Annotated in this window: 16 protein-coding genes, 1 pseudogene and 1 riboswitch; of the genes and pseudogenes, 6 read left to right on the forward strand and 11 right to left on the reverse strand. The window is 36.8% G+C overall.

Features of this window, described 5'->3' with window-relative positions; genetic code table 11:
- From arsD to ACQKOF_RS05175, 4 genes are read right to left on the reverse strand one after another with little or no spacing between them, the layout of a single operon-like run.
- Positions 1–360 (reverse strand): arsenite efflux transporter metallochaperone ArsD, encoded by a 360-nt coding sequence (gene arsD / locus ACQKOF_RS05160; protein WP_427554326.1) that lies wholly within the window; start codon positions 358–360, stop codon positions 1–3.
- A gap of 1 nt (position 361) precedes the next feature.
- Positions 362–781, reverse strand: coding sequence for an arsenate reductase (thioredoxin) (gene arsC, locus ACQKOF_RS05165; RefSeq protein WP_427554328.1), 420 nt, complete (start codon positions 779–781; stop codon positions 362–364).
- A 10-nt stretch (positions 782–791) separates the two neighbouring features.
- Positions 792–1,850, reverse strand: a complete 1,059-nt coding sequence (gene arsB, locus ACQKOF_RS05170) for an ACR3 family arsenite efflux transporter (RefSeq protein ID WP_427554330.1) — start codon at positions 1,848–1,850, stop codon at positions 792–794.
- Positions 1,850–2,170, reverse strand: coding sequence for an ArsR/SmtB family transcription factor (locus ACQKOF_RS05175; protein ID WP_427554332.1), 321 nt, complete (start codon positions 2,168–2,170; stop codon positions 1,850–1,852). Before ACQKOF_RS05175 ends, arsB begins: the two co-directional genes overlap by 1 nt.
- Before the next feature lie 164 nt (positions 2,171–2,334).
- On the opposite strand from ACQKOF_RS05175, the gene ACQKOF_RS05180 reads away from it, so the two are divergent.
- From ACQKOF_RS05180 to ACQKOF_RS05195, 4 genes are all read left to right on the forward strand, one after another.
- Positions 2,335–2,442 (forward strand): HAD hydrolase-like protein, encoded by a 108-nt coding sequence (locus ACQKOF_RS05180; protein WP_427554334.1) that lies wholly within the window; start codon positions 2,335–2,337, stop codon positions 2,440–2,442.
- A 169-nt stretch (positions 2,443–2,611) separates the two neighbouring features.
- The gene (locus tag ACQKOF_RS05185; protein ID WP_427554336.1) at positions 2,612–3,205 is read left to right on the forward strand and encodes a TetR/AcrR family transcriptional regulator; all 594 of its coding nucleotides are present in this window, start codon (positions 2,612–2,614) and stop codon (positions 3,203–3,205) included.
- A 35-nt stretch (positions 3,206–3,240) separates the two neighbouring features.
- Positions 3,241–3,471: a hypothetical protein gene (locus ACQKOF_RS05190; RefSeq protein ID WP_427554338.1), complete on the forward strand. Its 231-nt coding sequence runs from the start codon at positions 3,241–3,243 to the stop codon at positions 3,469–3,471.
- A gap of 387 nt (positions 3,472–3,858) precedes the next feature.
- Positions 3,859–4,110, forward strand: coding sequence for a hypothetical protein (locus tag ACQKOF_RS05195; RefSeq protein ID WP_427554340.1), 252 nt, complete (start codon positions 3,859–3,861; stop codon positions 4,108–4,110).
- A 228-nt stretch (positions 4,111–4,338) separates the two neighbouring features.
- On the opposite strand, the gene ACQKOF_RS05200 is transcribed toward ACQKOF_RS05195, so the two are convergent.
- The 6 genes from ACQKOF_RS05200 to mmgD all read right to left on the reverse strand — a co-directional run bounded on the left by ACQKOF_RS05200 (position 4,339) and on the right by mmgD (position 11,516).
- Complete coding sequence (locus ACQKOF_RS05200; protein ID WP_427554342.1) at positions 4,339–5,403, reverse strand: enoyl-CoA hydratase/isomerase family protein; 1,065 nt, start codon at positions 5,401–5,403, stop codon at positions 4,339–4,341.
- Positions 5,404–5,417: 14 nt separating this feature from the next.
- Positions 5,418–6,203, reverse strand: coding sequence for an enoyl-CoA hydratase-related protein (locus tag ACQKOF_RS05205; RefSeq protein WP_427554344.1), 786 nt, complete (start codon positions 6,201–6,203; stop codon positions 5,418–5,420).
- A gap of 26 nt (positions 6,204–6,229) precedes the next feature.
- Complete coding sequence (locus ACQKOF_RS05210) at positions 6,230–7,888, reverse strand: acyl-CoA dehydrogenase family protein (protein ID WP_427554346.1); 1,659 nt, start codon at positions 7,886–7,888, stop codon at positions 6,230–6,232.
- Between the two features lie 47 nt (positions 7,889–7,935).
- Entirely contained in the window at positions 7,936–8,850 is a 915-nt protein-coding gene (gene prpB, locus ACQKOF_RS05215; RefSeq protein WP_427554348.1) for a methylisocitrate lyase, read from the reverse strand.
- 12 nt (positions 8,851–8,862) lie between these two features.
- A complete protein-coding gene (gene prpD / locus ACQKOF_RS05220; RefSeq protein ID WP_427554350.1) occupies positions 8,863–10,296 on the reverse strand; it encodes a 2-methylcitrate dehydratase in 1,434 nt (477 codons plus the stop codon).
- Between the two features lie 98 nt (positions 10,297–10,394).
- Positions 10,395–11,516, reverse strand: coding sequence for a citrate synthase (gene mmgD, locus ACQKOF_RS05225; RefSeq protein ID WP_427554352.1), 1,122 nt, complete (start codon positions 11,514–11,516; stop codon positions 10,395–10,397).
- 194 nt (positions 11,517–11,710) lie between these two features.
- Positions 11,711–11,904, reverse strand: a riboswitch (cobalamin riboswitch).
- Positions 11,905–12,152: 248 nt separating this feature from the next.
- Here mmgD and ACQKOF_RS05230 point away from each other — a divergent pair.
- Positions 12,153–12,632, forward strand: coding sequence for an NUDIX hydrolase (locus ACQKOF_RS05230; protein ID WP_427554504.1), 480 nt, complete (start codon positions 12,153–12,155; stop codon positions 12,630–12,632).
- A gap of 273 nt (positions 12,633–12,905) precedes the next feature.
- Positions 12,906–13,236 (forward strand): annotated as a pseudogene (locus ACQKOF_RS05235) (LysR family transcriptional regulator); the annotation flags it as partial.
- Here ACQKOF_RS05235 and ACQKOF_RS05240 read toward each other — a convergent pair.
- Positions 13,234–14,034, reverse strand: a complete 801-nt coding sequence (locus ACQKOF_RS05240) for a helix-turn-helix domain-containing protein (RefSeq protein ID WP_427554354.1) — start codon at positions 14,032–14,034, stop codon at positions 13,234–13,236. The pseudogene ACQKOF_RS05235 and the gene ACQKOF_RS05240 sit on opposite strands and share 3 nt — an antisense overlap.
- Positions 14,035–14,901 lie beyond the last annotated feature (867 nt).

The following is a 14,901-nucleotide window of genomic DNA, read 5'->3' on the forward strand; positions in this document are numbered from 1 at the left end:
TTACGCATCTCCTTTTAGTGAAAAGCGTACTTTTGGTTTGTGTAATAGTTCTTCTTCTGAAAGTCCTGACCACTGTGAAAATTGTTCATTTGTAGGATACTTCCCTTTACAAAGTAATTCTCCATCTACAAATGTTGCAGGCAATGCATCCATTCCTTCAGACATTAGAAGCTGATTGATGGCTTCGTTTTCTACAAAGGCATTTGGTTCATTTGTTAGATTAAATCGTTCAGCTTCTATATTTGTTTTCTTTAAATTATTCATTACAAATGACATACGTAATAACTCTGGGTCAATAGATGGTCCACACAATCCCGTAGAACAGCACATTGCTGGCTCATAAATATGAATTTTTTTCATTTTATTTCAACTCCTCAGCTACAAATTGTTCAATTCGTTTTCCAATAGCATCACGTACGTTTTGGAAAACTGCCCACATCTCTTCTTCTGTACCTGACGCTTTGGCTGGATCTTCGAATCCCCAATGCTCACGACGAACATGAGGAGGCGTCATCGGACATTTATCTGCTGCATCTCCGCAAAGAGTAACAACTAGTGTTGCATTATTTAATGTCTCAAAATCAATTAAGTCAGATGTATGATTCGAAATATCAATTCCTACCTCAGCCATTGCTTTGATAGCATTCGGATTTACTCCATGTGCTTCAATACCACCACTTTTAACTGTCCAATTAGTAGGTAATACTTTTCTTGCCCAACCCTCAGCCATTTGACTGCGACATGAGTTCCCTGTACATAAGAAATAAAGTGTGTTTGTCATATTAGTGCTCCTATAATTTAATAGTTTTAAAATATTTTTTCTGCCAACGTAAGGCCACCCATACAAGTCCAATGAGTACCGGTACTTCAACAAGTGGACCAATAACAGCGGCAAACGCCACTCCACTATGAAGTCCAAAAACACCTACAGCTACAGCAATTGCTAACTCAAAGTTGTTACTAGCGGCTGTAAAAGAAAGGGCTGCTGTAACAGGATAAGATGCACCTACTTTACGTGAAGAAAAGAATGAAACTGCAAACATTATCACAAAGTAAATAAATAATGGAATAGCAATTCGTACTACATCAAGTGGTAATTCCACTAATTTCTCACCCTTTAATGCAAACATCATCACAATTGTGAACAGTAGTGCAATTAAAGTAAGTGGTGAAATCTTTGGTAAGAACTTTTCTTCATACCACTGTCTCCCTTTTGTTTTGATACCGATCCATCGTGTTAAAATTCCAGCAGCAAATGGTATCCCTAAGTAAATAAGGACGCTTTTCGTAATTTCCCACATGGAGATGGACACATTAAAATTCTCTAAGCCAAACCAACCAGGTAATACATTTAAGAAAAAGTAGGCAAAAATTGAATACGTTACAATCTGGAAAATAGAATTAAAGGCAACTAGACCAGCTACATATTCGCGATCTCCCCGCGCTAAATCATTCCACACGATTACCATTGCAATACATCGTGCTAAACCAATCATAATGAGTCCAGCCATATACTCCGGATAATCTCTTAAGAAGATAATGGCTAAAAAGAACATTAAAAACGGACCCAATAGCCAGTTTTGGAATAATGACAGTAAAAGAACTTTCCAATCCTTAAACACACGCCACATTTCCTCATATTTTACTTTTGCCAGTGGTGGATACATCATCACAATTAACCCTATGGCAATCGGTATCGATGTTGTTCCAACCGACATGGATTCTAATGCTCCACCAATATTGGGCATTGTTATACTTAAAAGAACGCCAATACCCATCGCTACAAAAATCCAAATAGTAAGGTAGCGATCTAAAAATGAAAGCTGTTTTGTTAAAGAATCATTACCCATTAATTATCCTCCTCTATGTGTGTGCAATCAGAACCACAGGTGCATCCCTGCACAGACTCAATTTGTTCTAAAATACCTTTCATAAGTGGTGTCTGTTCCTCAACTAAACGATAATGTTTCCAAGTTCCTACTTTTCGTTCAGTAATAATACCTGCCTCCTTTAATTTTCGAAGATGCTGACTAACTGCTGGTTGTGATATCCCCAAAACATCAACAAAATCACATACACAAACCTCCCCGTTCTTCATACATGCAAGTAATTTAATACGGTTCAAGTCAGCTGCTGCCTTTAATTGTTTTTCAATTAGTGTGTTTTCCATATCTGATCTCCTTATATAACCATTTACTTATATATAGTTTAAAATAAAATCACCCAACTAATTATAGGTGCTTAAATTATTATATAACTATACGCTTATATTATGCTTGCTAAATAATAAATGCAATATGCTTTTACCTATTTTTCAAAAAACATTGACACTTAGTGCTCTATTGTAAAAAGCATAAGCCCAACCCTGTACCTTTATTAAAAGCCGTTACTGAATTACAGGTTGAACCTAAGAATTGTATGTATATTGGGGTCAGCCAATAGCCAAACATCTGAAGAGTTTACTTGGTTTGGATTCCCCCACATAGTTGACTTATTGCCGGAATTTTTCTGAATTATATTTTAATCCCTTGTAAAGAATCCTAATTGATGGTATTTTATGAATATATTATATGAATATTCGTATAAAAAATTCACAAAGGAGGTATTCCCTTTGGCAAGAGGAAAAAAAGTATTTTCTGAAGAAGATAAAGTTTTGATTAAACGTAAATTGAAAGATGAGTGTATGGCATTTTGGATTTCTCAAGGTTATAAAGAAACGAGTATTGGTGCATTTTGTAAAAAAGCAGAAATATCAACAGGTACTTTTTATAATTTGTATTCAAGTAAGGAAGAACTTTTTTTTGAAGTTTTGTATGACATTCAAGAAGCTATTTGTGGGGATTTTATTAAGCGAATTGAACAATGCCCTGAAAAGTCCGGTTTTGAAACAGCGATACTTGAGCTTTACTATGAATACGATAGCAAACCATTTCTTTATGACGTAAAAACGACCGATTTCACATCATTTTATAGTAAGCTTTCAGAGGAAATGAAAGAAAAACTAACATTTGACAGTAGTGATCTTTTTCGTACTGCAATCGAACGAGCAAATCTTAAATTGAAAGTTTCTGAAAAGTTAGCATTTTCTACTTTCACCGTACTTCTTTCAAGTATTGCAAGTAAAGATGGAATTTCAAAAAACTGTGATCATTTTGCTGCATTTCAATTTATGACTAAGCAGTTGGTAGCAAGTATTTTTGAATAGAGGCTCTATTTCAAATATAAAATTGGAGGATAGCGATGACTTTATTTTGGAGTATTATAGACTTTCTTAAAGGAAAAGCACCTATCTTTATCGTGTTTGATATCATTGTAGCAATCGTTCTACTAATCTTAGTGTTAGTGTTAATATCCAAAAAGAATAGAGAACAGAAAACGAAAAAGATTGCTGGAATGGTTTGTTTATCAATTGCATTGTTAACTTTTTTAGGTGCTCTGTCCAATGCTTTATTTTCTTTCTTCGTATTTTAACTTCTTTCAGCGAGTGTAAAACATCCGCTGAAATAGAGGAACTCAGTCTAAGAACGCCACGTCCTGTGGCAATCTGTCTGTGCGAAAGCGTAGCGGCAGCAACAACACACGACTGAGTGACCAACATCACGTTGGCCCAAAGCTTCCGGCGGATGTCACGAAATCAAAAAGGAGTTCTTAGAGGATGTTAGCCTAAGATCATCACATCCATGCGATAACGGCTAACTGACCTGCATCGTGTTGCTGCCGCTACTTTAGCACTGCGCTTTCGCACAAAAAACATCTGCAGGCCTAAGCACAAAGCCGATTCCGGACGCATTGTTTTTCTGCGCGACAGCGGCAATTATGTCGAGTCATAATTGATAACTAAAATGAAAGAGGGATAAAATGATGTTAGACAAACTACATACTATCATGGACGAAGCATGTAAATGGGGAAATAAAAATTGGGGAACCTCTATTCGATTCCCTACACCAACAAAAAATTTCATGGTATCTAGTGCATTTTCAAGTGGAATTATTAGTAGTGCAATTTTGATATATGGGCTTTTTTTCAACAAAAAATGGATTTTGTTATTTGGTGGACTTGGAATAATAAGCAGTGTTTTTATATATCGACAAAGTGTTAAAAACGATTAGACATTATCTTTTTGTATAGTAGCGAAGTATGAGGCTGGGACAAAAGTGTTTTAGCCAACAAAAATACCGAACTATCCAATGAAACGCTCATGAAGTGTTTCGAAATAGTTCGGTTTTTCTAGTTATCGTGTTTTGTTAATTTAGAGATTATTCGGCTTTATGAAGGAACCATTTAGTTATGTCCCAGCCTCTTCAGTGTTTGTTTATTGACATAACATCTAGCCGTTCTTACTTCGTTACTGTCGCACTGCTATCTTGAAAGAACTTCTCCATATCTTCATCTGTAAAGTCAGCTAATGTTTTAAAGGTATACTGTGGATTTCGATCTTTATCAATGACGACAGAGCGTACACCTTCAAAGAAATCGTCATGTTTTAAAAAGTTTTTAGCCAAAATTAAATCCGTCGCAAAGCATGCTTCTAATGTTTTATCTCGCGCATCTATAAGCTGCTTTAACGTAATTTTTAATGAAGATGGAGATTTAGACAGAATTAACTGCTTTGTTTCATGTGAAAACTTGCTTGGGTCATTGTCTAAGGACTCTACTATCTCTGCCACTGTATATTTTGCGAAATGTTGATCTATTTCATTTTGAAGGCTGGCAAGTTCACTGTTTCCTAATGTTTTACTTGAATATGTCTCTATTAATTGGTTTAAAGCTATGTTTGTTTCCTGTGCATGCCAGTCCGTCTGTTCAACGCGTGCAAGGAATTTTTGTAGATTATCGCTCGTCATATAGCTATCTGCTCCATTGGCAAAGAGAACGTCCTCAGCTTGGATGACAGAAGCGGTTAATGCTAAGTAATATCCTACATAGCCTGGTGCTTTGTTTAAAAAATAGGCAGCACCAACATCTGGAAAGAAGCCAATATTCATTTCCGGCATAGCCCATTTTGTCCGTTCAGTAACGATTCGGTGGCTAGACCCATAGGTTAAACCGACCCCACCTCCCATGACAATGCCATCAAGGCATGCAATAATCGGTTTAGGATAGTGATAGATAGCCATATCTACTTGATATTCTTCTTCAAAAAAGACTTCGGCATTTTTGAAAGCTTCCTGACTGGAGCGAGCTTTATAAAGTGTTTTAATATCACCACCAGCACAAAATCCCTTTTCACCAGCACCTCTTAGGATGATAAGGTGAATTTGATCATTAGCTTGCCATTCCTTCAATTTCTCTCCGATGGGCTTTAGCATTTCAGTGGAAAGTGAGTTTAAAGCTTTTGGTCGATTCAGCGTAATGATTGCTGCTCCACCGTCACTGACCGAAAATATTACTTCGTTCTCCATATTAGATCCCTCCCTTAAAAATGTTTAAAGTGTGGCTGTCTTTTTTCAATAAATGCCTGAACGCCTTCTTTAGCATCCTCTGTTAAAAATAGCTCAGCAAAACGTGTTCGTTCAAGTTCCAGTCCTTTTTGGAGGTGATCTTTCCCGCCCTGAATTACACATTCAATTGTACGGGAGACACTTGTCATACTTTTACCATCAACAAAGGATTGAGCAATAGCTTTTGCAGTTGGCAGAAGGTCCTCAGATTCCGTCACCAGTTGAATGATACCTAGTTGTTGTGCCTCGTCAGCACTTAATTGTTTGCTTGTTAAAATTAATTGTAGAGCCTTTGCTTGACTCGTCATTCTGCTAAGTCGTTGTGTGCCGCCGAATGTTGGAAGTAGCCCAAGTTTTAATTCTGGTAAGCCAACAATGGCATTACTAGAAGCGATTCTGAAATGGCAGCCTAATGCTAGCTCTAGACCACCTCCAAGAGCTGGACCATTAATGGCAGCAATAATAGGCTTTTTCATAGCTTCAATTTCATCACATAGAGCTTGTCCTGCCTCGGCCATTTGCAATGCTCTTTCCTGTTGTCCAAAGGCAGAAACAAATTCCTTAATATCTGCACCAGCGGCAAAAAATCGGCCGGAGCCTGTAATAATGATGGCGTTCGTTTCTTCGTCCTCTGCTAGCTCTTTGAAAATGAGACGAAGATTTTCAATAGTTGCTGATGACAAAGTATTTGCTGGTGGATGATCTAAATGAATAATCGTGATGGTACCTTCTTTGCTTACATTTGCAAATGTATCGACCATAATCGTTTCCCTCCTGTTTATGAAAATTAACTAATAGATTTTGGATTGTCGATGATACTTCTCGCAATCTCTCGCTTTTTCATAAAGAGATTCTGATGTAGCGGGATGTTTAAGTGTTGAATATCATCCAACCATGTTTTTCGTATTGGCTCATTTGTTTCAGCAGCAGAAATAATGTCAATTGTACTTTCTTCTATTTTACGGTAGCCCTCCTGACACATTATATCTGTCATCAAGTGTTTCGTTTTTTCATATGCGGCCTTTTCCGTTCTTAGTAAAGAAGATTCCATAACGTAAATATCCTTTGCCATATCAGCCAACAGACGCATGTATTCCTGCTCTTGTTCCAAATTAATTTGTGCATTTGCAATGACAGAAATGGCTATTTGTATTAAATACTTGGAAAGCTGGATGTATTGATGATTACTTTCTAATGGCTGGTTTGCTACTGAAGCATTATCTGTAGAAGCTATTTGCGCATGCTTTTTATAAAACATTTTAGCAATTGTTAGGCGATTGATTTCATTCGTTCCTTCAAAAATACGGCTAATTCTTGCGTCACGATACAAACGTTCTACTTCATAATCTTGCATATAACCATATCCGCCATGTATTTGAACGGCTTCATCTACAATTTTTCCTAGTGCTTCTGAGCAATTGACTTTATTGAGTGCGCATTCTATAGCGAAATCAGAAATTTTATGATCTATCGACTCTTTATTAGCTAACTCCATGACATCATCCATTTCTCCAGCTGTTCGGTATGCAGCACTTTCTGCGCCATAAATTAATACTGCCATTTCAGCAAGTTTTTCCTGTATCATTGTAAAATCAACGATGGGTTTTTGAAATTGTTTTCGTTCCTTACCGTAATTCACAGCTAATTGAAGTGCCTGTTTGGAAGTTCCAATGTTTGAGAAAGCTAGCTTTAGTCGCGCCATATTCAATATATTCATAGCAACCTTATGGCCTTTTCCAACTTCGCCAAGAACATTATCACTTGGTACTGCAACGTCCTCCAAAATAAGGGTTGCCGTCGAAGACCCTTTAATGCCCATCTTCTCTTCTTCTTGCCCCACAGATACTCCTGCAAAGGAACGTTCTACAATGAAAGCTGTCATTCCTTCGTTTGTTTTCGCAAAAACAACAAAGATATCTGCTAGCTGAGCATTGGTAATCCATTGCTTTTCACCGTTTAATACCCATGCTGTGCCATCCTCATTCAAAATCGCATTTGTTTTGGGACGTAATGCATCTGAACCTGCGTCTGGCTCCGTCAGGGCATAGGCTCCAATCCATTCACCTGAAGCCAGCTTTGGTAAGTACCTCAGCTTTTGTGACTCATCTCCAAAATAGACATAGGGTAATGTGCCGACCCCTGCATGAATATTGTAAGATACACTAAATGAGCCACCATAACCCATTCTTTCTGCAACTAACCCTGAGATTTTTTTATTGAGCTCAAGTCCGCCATAGTCTTCGGGTATCTCAATGGCAAGTAAACCAAGGTCACCTGCTTTTTGAAATAATTGACGAGTGACATCATATTGATGCTGCTCAATAGCTGAAATATTAGGTGAGACATCTTGTTTAATGAACAGCTCTGCAGTTTTTGCTATGAGCTTTTCCTCATCTTGAAAGTCCTCAGGTGTAAAGATCGACATTTTGTCTTCTATTTTATCCATACTAGGCCCCCTTGAAAGAAAGAGGAGAAAAGCAGATTCCTTTTCTCCTACTTTATTTCCTCTTTAGGTAAGATGGTTTTCGCCAACTCACTATCTAAATCTTCGAATTTGTAATAAGAAATTGTTTCATATAAATCACTTCTAGTTTGCATATCCTCAATAGCTTCTTTTTGAGTCCCTGTATTTTTTATTAAGTCAAACACTCGTTCATATGCTTTTGCTGCTACTCTCATTGATGTAACGGGATAAATAACCATCGCATAGCCCATTTTTTCAAACTCCTTAGCTGTATAATAAGGCGTTTGACCAAATTCAGTCATATTGGCTAATAAAGGAGCATCTAGCTCACTTGCAAATTGTCTAAACTCTTTTTCCGATTGTAGAGCCTCTGGAAAAATAGCATCCGCACCGGCTGCTACATAGGCTTTAGCTCTAATGATTGCCTGTTCTAAACCTTCTACAGACCTTGCATCTGTGCGGGCAACAATAACTAAAGTAGGCGCTACTTGTTTAATCATTTTTATTTTTTGTATCATTTCCTCTTGGGAAACGAGTGTTTTACCATTCAAATGACCACATTTTTTGGGAAGATTTTGATCCTCAAGCTGTACAGCAGCCACTCCTGCCTCTACCATTTCGCGAGCTGTACGTGCAACGTTTAATACACCACCAAAGCCAGTATCAATATCTACTAGTATTGGTAAATTAGTTGCACGAATAATATCGCTAGCACGTTCAGCAACTTCATTTGAATATATTATTCCTAAATCAGGTAAGCCCCTGCTCGCTGTGTAGGCAGCTCCAGAAAGATACAATGCCTCAAAACCAACTTTTTTAGCCATTAAGCCTGCCATTGCATCATGAGCTCCTGGTATTTGCAAAATAGTTGAATGAGTGATTAAAGCTCGAAATTGTTCAGCCAATTGTTTTTGTGAAACTGCTTCGTTCACAATCCACGCCATCTATAAAACCTCCTAAATAAATAAATCTACAAATTCATGAACATAACTATTTTCAAGAAGCTCTTTATCAGCACAAATCTGATTAATTTTACTTAATTGTTTTTGAGAATAATGTGTACTCATATTTTGATGGAATTTATCAATGATTTGAGGGAATGCTTCCTCTCGACGGAATCGGTGTCCCAAAGGATATTCACACTCAACTAGCTCTGATGATGTGCCATCTTTGTAATCAACTTGAACAGCATTGGCAATCGAGCGTTTTTCAGGGTCTAAGTAATCGATTGTATATTGTGTTTTTCCAACGACCTCCATTTTATTTCTCAAGTCATCGATACTTGGATCTGCGGCCACATCATCTTCATAGTGGTCTGCTGTAATGTCTCCGTAGATGAGACCAATAGCTGTAATGTATTGAATGCAGTGATCACGATCAGCTGGATTATTGAGAGGCCCCTCTTTATCGATGATACGAATGGCAGATTCATGTGTAGTAATTTCAATTTTTTCAATATCGTTTAATCGATTTTTCACTTCATGATGTAAATGCACAGCGCATTCAGCAGCGGTTTGTGCATGAAATTCGGCTGGATAAGAAACTTTGAATAGAACATTTTCCATGACATAAGATGCAAGTGGTCTAGCAAGTTTTAATTCTTGTTTATTAAAGAGAACGTCTTGGAACCCCCAGCCAGGTGCTGATAAGGCTGTTGCATATCCCATTTCGCCTTTCACGGCCATCATAGCTAATTGCACTGCCCTGCTTGTTGCATCTCCAGCAGCCCATGATTTTCTAGAACCTGTATTAGGTGCATGTCGATATGTTCGTAGGCTTGAATTATCAATCCAAGCATTTGACAATGCATTGATAATTTCTTGATGAGAGCCACCTAATGCTTTTGTCACAACAGCTGTTGTCGCAATTTTGACAAACAGAACATGATCTAAACCTACACGATTTAAGCTATTTTCTAGTGCTAGAATGCCTTGTATTTCATGGGCTTGTATCATCATTTCTAAAACGTCTTTCATTTTTAGAGGCTCTTTACCCTCTGCAATACGTACGCGACTCAAATAATCCGCAACAGCTAATATGCCACCTAAATTATCTGAAGGATGTCCCCATTCAGCCGCAAGCCAAGTATCGTTATAATCCAACCAACGAATCATACAACCGATATTGAAGGCGCCTCTAACTGGATCAAGAACATAGGAAGTTCCCGGAACACGTGTACCATTAGGGACGACTGTACCTGGTACTACTGGACCAAGAAGTTTCCTACATTCAGGATACTGTAAGGCTAAAATGCCACAACCCAAAGTATCCAATAATACATAACGTGCTGTTTCGTATGCCTCTTCACTTGTAATCGTTGTATTTAATACGTAATCGGCAATATCAGTTAGTAATTGATCTGTCTTAGATATGTCATTTGTTTTAATCATCTATATCTTCCTCTCAAGGCATGAATTTGATATACTGGTATACTGATGGACATTGGTCAGAATGCCCATCAGCTCTATGGCGAGTTGTTAAAACTTGATTATACCGATAATTCTTCAAGGTTATGACGCTCGCCAATATAATTGACACGAGGTCTAAATAATCTATTATTGTCATGCTGTTCTATCACATGAGCACATAAGCCGATAGTTCGTGAGCCAAAGAAGATTGGTGTATATATTTCAATCGGCAAACTAAGCATGTAGTACACTGGTGCTGCATAATAATCTAAATTTGGGTACAACCCTTTTTTCTGTACCATCACTTTTTCACCAGCTTCACACATGTGATATAAGCGGTCATCCCCTTGCTCCAAACATAATTTGTGCAAAGCCTCTTTCATAATTTGCGCTCTTGGGTCCATCTTTTTCATATATACACGGTGACCAAAGCCCATAATCTTTTCTTTATTTTGTAGTTTGTTTTCCAGCAATGTTTCAAAGCCTTCAACTGTTTTGGCTTCAAGAAGCATATACATCACAGCCTCATTTGCCCCACCATGTAAATTACCTTTCAATGATGCGACAGCCCCAGTTAAAGCACCATACAAATCAGATTGTGTAGAGGCAATTACACGAGCTGTAAACGTCGAATTTGGCATCTCATGTTCACTATATAAAACGAGTGACTGATCAAAGATTTCTTCTTCTAACGCAGTTGGTTTTCTGCCAGTAATCATGTAATAAAAATTTGCACTATAGGAAAGCTTGCTATCAGGCTCCACGACATCTTGACCATTTAATACACGATAGCTATTCGCTACGATGTTGGGCATGCCACCTAAAAGTCTATATGCTCGCGTCAAATTCTTTTCAGTAGAACGATCATTGATGTGCTGATCATAGCCTGCTAAAACAGAAATTCCTGTTCTAAGCCCATCCATAGCATGTGTCCCGTTAGGCAATAACTTGAAAATTTGAAAAATCTCTTGTGGAACTTGATAATTAGATTTCAACTTGTCCTGTAAATCAGCTTGTTGCTTGGTATTTGGTATTTCCCCATGCAACAATAAGTAGACAATGTCTAAATATGAATATTTCTGTGATAATTCAATCAAATCATAGCCTCTTATGACAATTTGACTTCCTATAGTGTCTAAAAAAGATAGCTTTGTTTCAGCGGCAATGATGCCATCAAGACCTGGCGAATAATTTAACTCCATTCATTACAACCCCTTTGTTTAATTATTCTTGTAAGCGTTACCAATTAAACACGAAAGAACTACAAAAAAAACAACTTCTACCCCTTTGAGAAGTTGTTAATCTACAAAAGCATGACAGAGCAAATAAACAGTGAATTTACAAGCATTCACAAAGATCATGCAGTAGCTAACACCTCCCTATCCTCGTAGGTCAATTGATGCTTACCTTAGTGGCAGGTCTCCTGACTTATGATCAACGCTACAATAACACCTTCCCATTTTGACAAACAAAACAGTGGCTTTGTTATTGAACTCCTAAATACAGTTGCGGGACAGTGTTGGACTCTCACCAACTTCCCTTTTAATCAAATGGAATAAATCCATTTGAACCACCAAAATTTAGCATATTCAATTTGTCTTTTAACCTTAACATAGAGTTTTCAAAACAATCAATATAGTCAAAATTTGAAAAAGCCTGATCATAAAAAGCTATTTTTCATTTTTGAAGAACTATTCTGTATTTTTTAGCACTATTTTGCACAAAAAAGATTGTTGATCAATACCAATGAAGCTATTTTTAAAACTTGGAAGTAAAATAGAGGATTCATATTTTGAAAAAACGAATATTTTTTAATGACAAGTATTAGGGGGACGAGTATAGGCTATATTTCAGAATTAAGGAAACTTATCGGTAGTAGGCCGATTATAAGCATCGGGGCGACAATTCTTGTGATAAACGATGATAAGAAAATTCTCTTTCAACATCGTTCGGATACGTTGGATTGGGGATTACCCGGGGGCTCAATGGAACTAAATGAAACTTTAGAAGAAGTTGCTTACCGTGAGCTCCATGAAGAAACAGGACTCGTAGCCAATGAATTTGACCTGATTGGTGTTTTTTCAGGACCAGATTATTATTTCCAATATCCAAATGGGGATGAAGTCTATACAGTCATTCATCTTTATATTGCTAAAAATGTAAGTGGTGTGTTGGAGATAAAGGATGGTGAGAGTTTGAAACTTACATATTTCAGTAAAAAAGAGCTCCCTGATAATATGGAAAAGAGAACAAAAACTCTATTAGAAACTCTAGAGGATGAATTGTGGGATTTAGGTAGTTCTTTTGCAATTGAATAGTGAAAATTTATGTAATAATGATTTCTCTTAAGTCGTTTTCGGGTGGTCATGCTGATAAATTATTTTGTTGAAGGTAATCAGATTGATAGCGTTCTAATAGTGTTAATCATGAAGGGTTTTATGCAAAAATGGCAGTCGCATGGTGGAGTTCGATATTGTATTTGACTCCTCTCATATTACTAAATTTGATATCAATTCTCCGATGAATTAAACGGTTCTCTATATAAATAATGTTATAATATAAGAAATAATCTTATTAAAGAAGGTACGTATATGGAAATACGACAGCTTGAATATTTTTAGTATTGTGCAATGAACTTCATTTTACAAAGGCTGCCGAAAAATTGAATATTACTCAACCAACGCTTAGCCATCAAATTAAAGTATTGGAAAATGAACTTGGCATTCCACTATTCGATCGTCTTGGGAAAAAATAGCTATTACAGATGCTGGTAAGATATTGCATGAGCAATGTACTCATATTTTTCGAGCAATAGATAATACAAGCAATCAGATAATTGAACTTAAAAAATTAAAAGCAGGGAAATTAGTGATCGGTACTTTACCTGGTGAATTAACAAATTTAGTGTCGGACTATTTGTTACAACAAATTAGGGTCCAGTTTTTCTACTTCAAAGATTTTTGAAATTTCGATAAAACGTTCAAGGGCCTGCTCAAATTTTTCAGGTTGATTGGCAACTAACAGCAAGTATGACTGTGCCGGCGCAAGTAGGCCGTGAAGATGTTGATACAGACTAACCTGCAAAGCTTCCTTTGCCTTCTCTATATTTCCTGTCATTTGATAGGCTTTGGAGAGTAAAAAGTTATCACTAATCGGCGGTTTCATTGTTTCGTCAAGTAATTCCAAAGCTTCCATTGGTTGATTTAAGATAATATGACATAGCACTTCCAATGAATTTGCCTGCTTCGCGATCCAAATATCATCACTTTCCTTCTTAATCCGGATACATAAATCAATGGCTTCCTGTAACAGTGCTTCTTGTTTTCCCCTTTCCGTAGCAAGGACAAAATGATTGACAAATAATTTAGCCATTTGCAGTAGCAGAGGAAAACAAGAGAAATATTTCTTTATAATTGCACGGCATTGATCAAGTACATCATCAAAAGGCTTGTTGCTAAAATCCTCAGCCAGCCGTTGGTATGTTTTCTTTATATCTTCTTTTGTCATTTGCGGGTGGTAGCCTATGAGTTCATCAATGCTTATATTAAAATAGTTTGCCAATTGTGGCAGCAGGGTGATATCCGGATAGCTTTGAGCCGTCTCCCATTTGGATACGGAAGCCTTCGATACACCGACATACTCAGCAAGTTTATCTTGTGTGATACCTTTTTCTTTTCTTTTTGTTGTAATAACTTTTGCAATATTTATTTCTCTCATCATTTTCACTCCCTATACTATTATTAAAATGCATTTTGCCTTCAATTCCAATGGAGTTATATTTTATTTTAGTAGAAAAAATCAACCGCAAGGCAACAAATCCAGTGATACACAAAATCCGTTCCAGCATTTGTAAACGCTAATAAGGATTTTTTTAATTACATAGCCAATAAAACAACACTATATTCTCTTAGCTACGGTTCGATCAATACTTGAATGGAGTGTAATTTACGGTCAAACTATTTTGTTAATAGAAATGGTTGACGGGGGGTTTTTTAACCATATCCTAAAATTGTAGAAATGATATTGCTCTAATGTATGGTCAGTTCCACACAGGGTAAGTTCAACTTGGTTGTTACGACTTAATAATACTAGAGGTTGTTTAGTTCACCTCCATTACATATAGATTACCCAGAAAAGTAAAAATACTTGACCTGACAAACCGCCGCCCCAGTATTAAACTGGGTTTTTTTGTTTTTTTAATCAAGTATAAGCTTTTCGAAAACCTCCTCCTGTAATACAAAAAAGATTCTTTTGATTCATACCTCCGGAGTACCGAATGCCATCAAAAGAATCCTTTTATTTTATTTCGTATATCCAATTTAAATTATTATAAAGTAATCTAAGCTAATTTTCTCAGTATTGTAAGCGAGAAAATAAAGTTTTATCTTCAAAATACCAGTCAGTTGGTCGGTGGATAATCATACCAATAATAGCGAAAACTTTAAAGAGTGACAGCCAAAATACCGTGTTCACCTCAATCCTCAGTGAAATAACTAGGGAATCACTTAAAAATAAATAACGGTTTTTAATTAGATAAAATATCTAACTTAACACTTTTATCCCTCTCTATCCAATTACTTCAACTAT

This window comes from Lysinibacillus sp. NPDC093190 (assembly GCF_050280425.1).
In the GTDB taxonomy this organism is placed as follows: Bacteria; Bacillota; Bacilli; order Bacillales_A; family Planococcaceae; genus Lysinibacillus.

Excerpts from the sequence above, each read along its gene's own strand:
- arsD (WP_427554326.1), bottom strand. The coding sequence starts at position 360 with ATGAAAAAAATTCATATTTATGAGCCAGCAATGTGCTGTTCTACGGGA.
- prpD (WP_427554350.1), bottom strand. The coding sequence starts at position 10,296 with ATGATTAAAACAAATGACATATCTAAGACAGATCAATTACTAACTGAT.
- ACQKOF_RS05175 (WP_427554332.1), bottom strand. The coding sequence starts at position 2,170 with ATGGAAAACACACTAATTGAAAAACAATTAAAGGCAGCAGCTGACTTG.
- ACQKOF_RS05190 (WP_427554338.1), top strand. The coding sequence starts at position 3,241 with ATGACTTTATTTTGGAGTATTATAGACTTTCTTAAAGGAAAAGCACCT.
- ACQKOF_RS05205 (WP_427554344.1), bottom strand. The coding sequence starts at position 6,203 with ATGGTCGATACATTTGCAAATGTAAGCAAAGAAGGTACCATCACGATT.
- arsC (WP_427554328.1), bottom strand. The coding sequence starts at position 781 with ATGACAAACACACTTTATTTCTTATGTACAGGGAACTCATGTCGCAGT.
- ACQKOF_RS05200 (WP_427554342.1), bottom strand. The coding sequence starts at position 5,403 with ATGGAGAACGAAGTAATATTTTCGGTCAGTGACGGTGGAGCAGCAATC.
- ACQKOF_RS05210 (WP_427554346.1), bottom strand. The coding sequence starts at position 7,888 with ATGGATAAAATAGAAGACAAAATGTCGATCTTTACACCTGAGGACTTT.
- mmgD (WP_427554352.1), bottom strand. The coding sequence starts at position 11,516 with ATGGAGTTAAATTATTCGCCAGGTCTTGATGGCATCATTGCCGCTGAA.
- ACQKOF_RS05195 (WP_427554340.1), top strand. The coding sequence starts at position 3,859 with ATGATGTTAGACAAACTACATACTATCATGGACGAAGCATGTAAATGG.
- prpB (WP_427554348.1), bottom strand. The coding sequence starts at position 8,850 with ATGGCGTGGATTGTGAACGAAGCAGTTTCACAAAAACAATTGGCTGAA.
- ACQKOF_RS05240 (WP_427554354.1), bottom strand. The coding sequence starts at position 14,034 with ATGATGAGAGAAATAAATATTGCAAAAGTTATTACAACAAAAAGAAAA.
- arsB (WP_427554330.1), bottom strand. The coding sequence starts at position 1,850 with ATGGGTAATGATTCTTTAACAAAACAGCTTTCATTTTTAGATCGCTAC.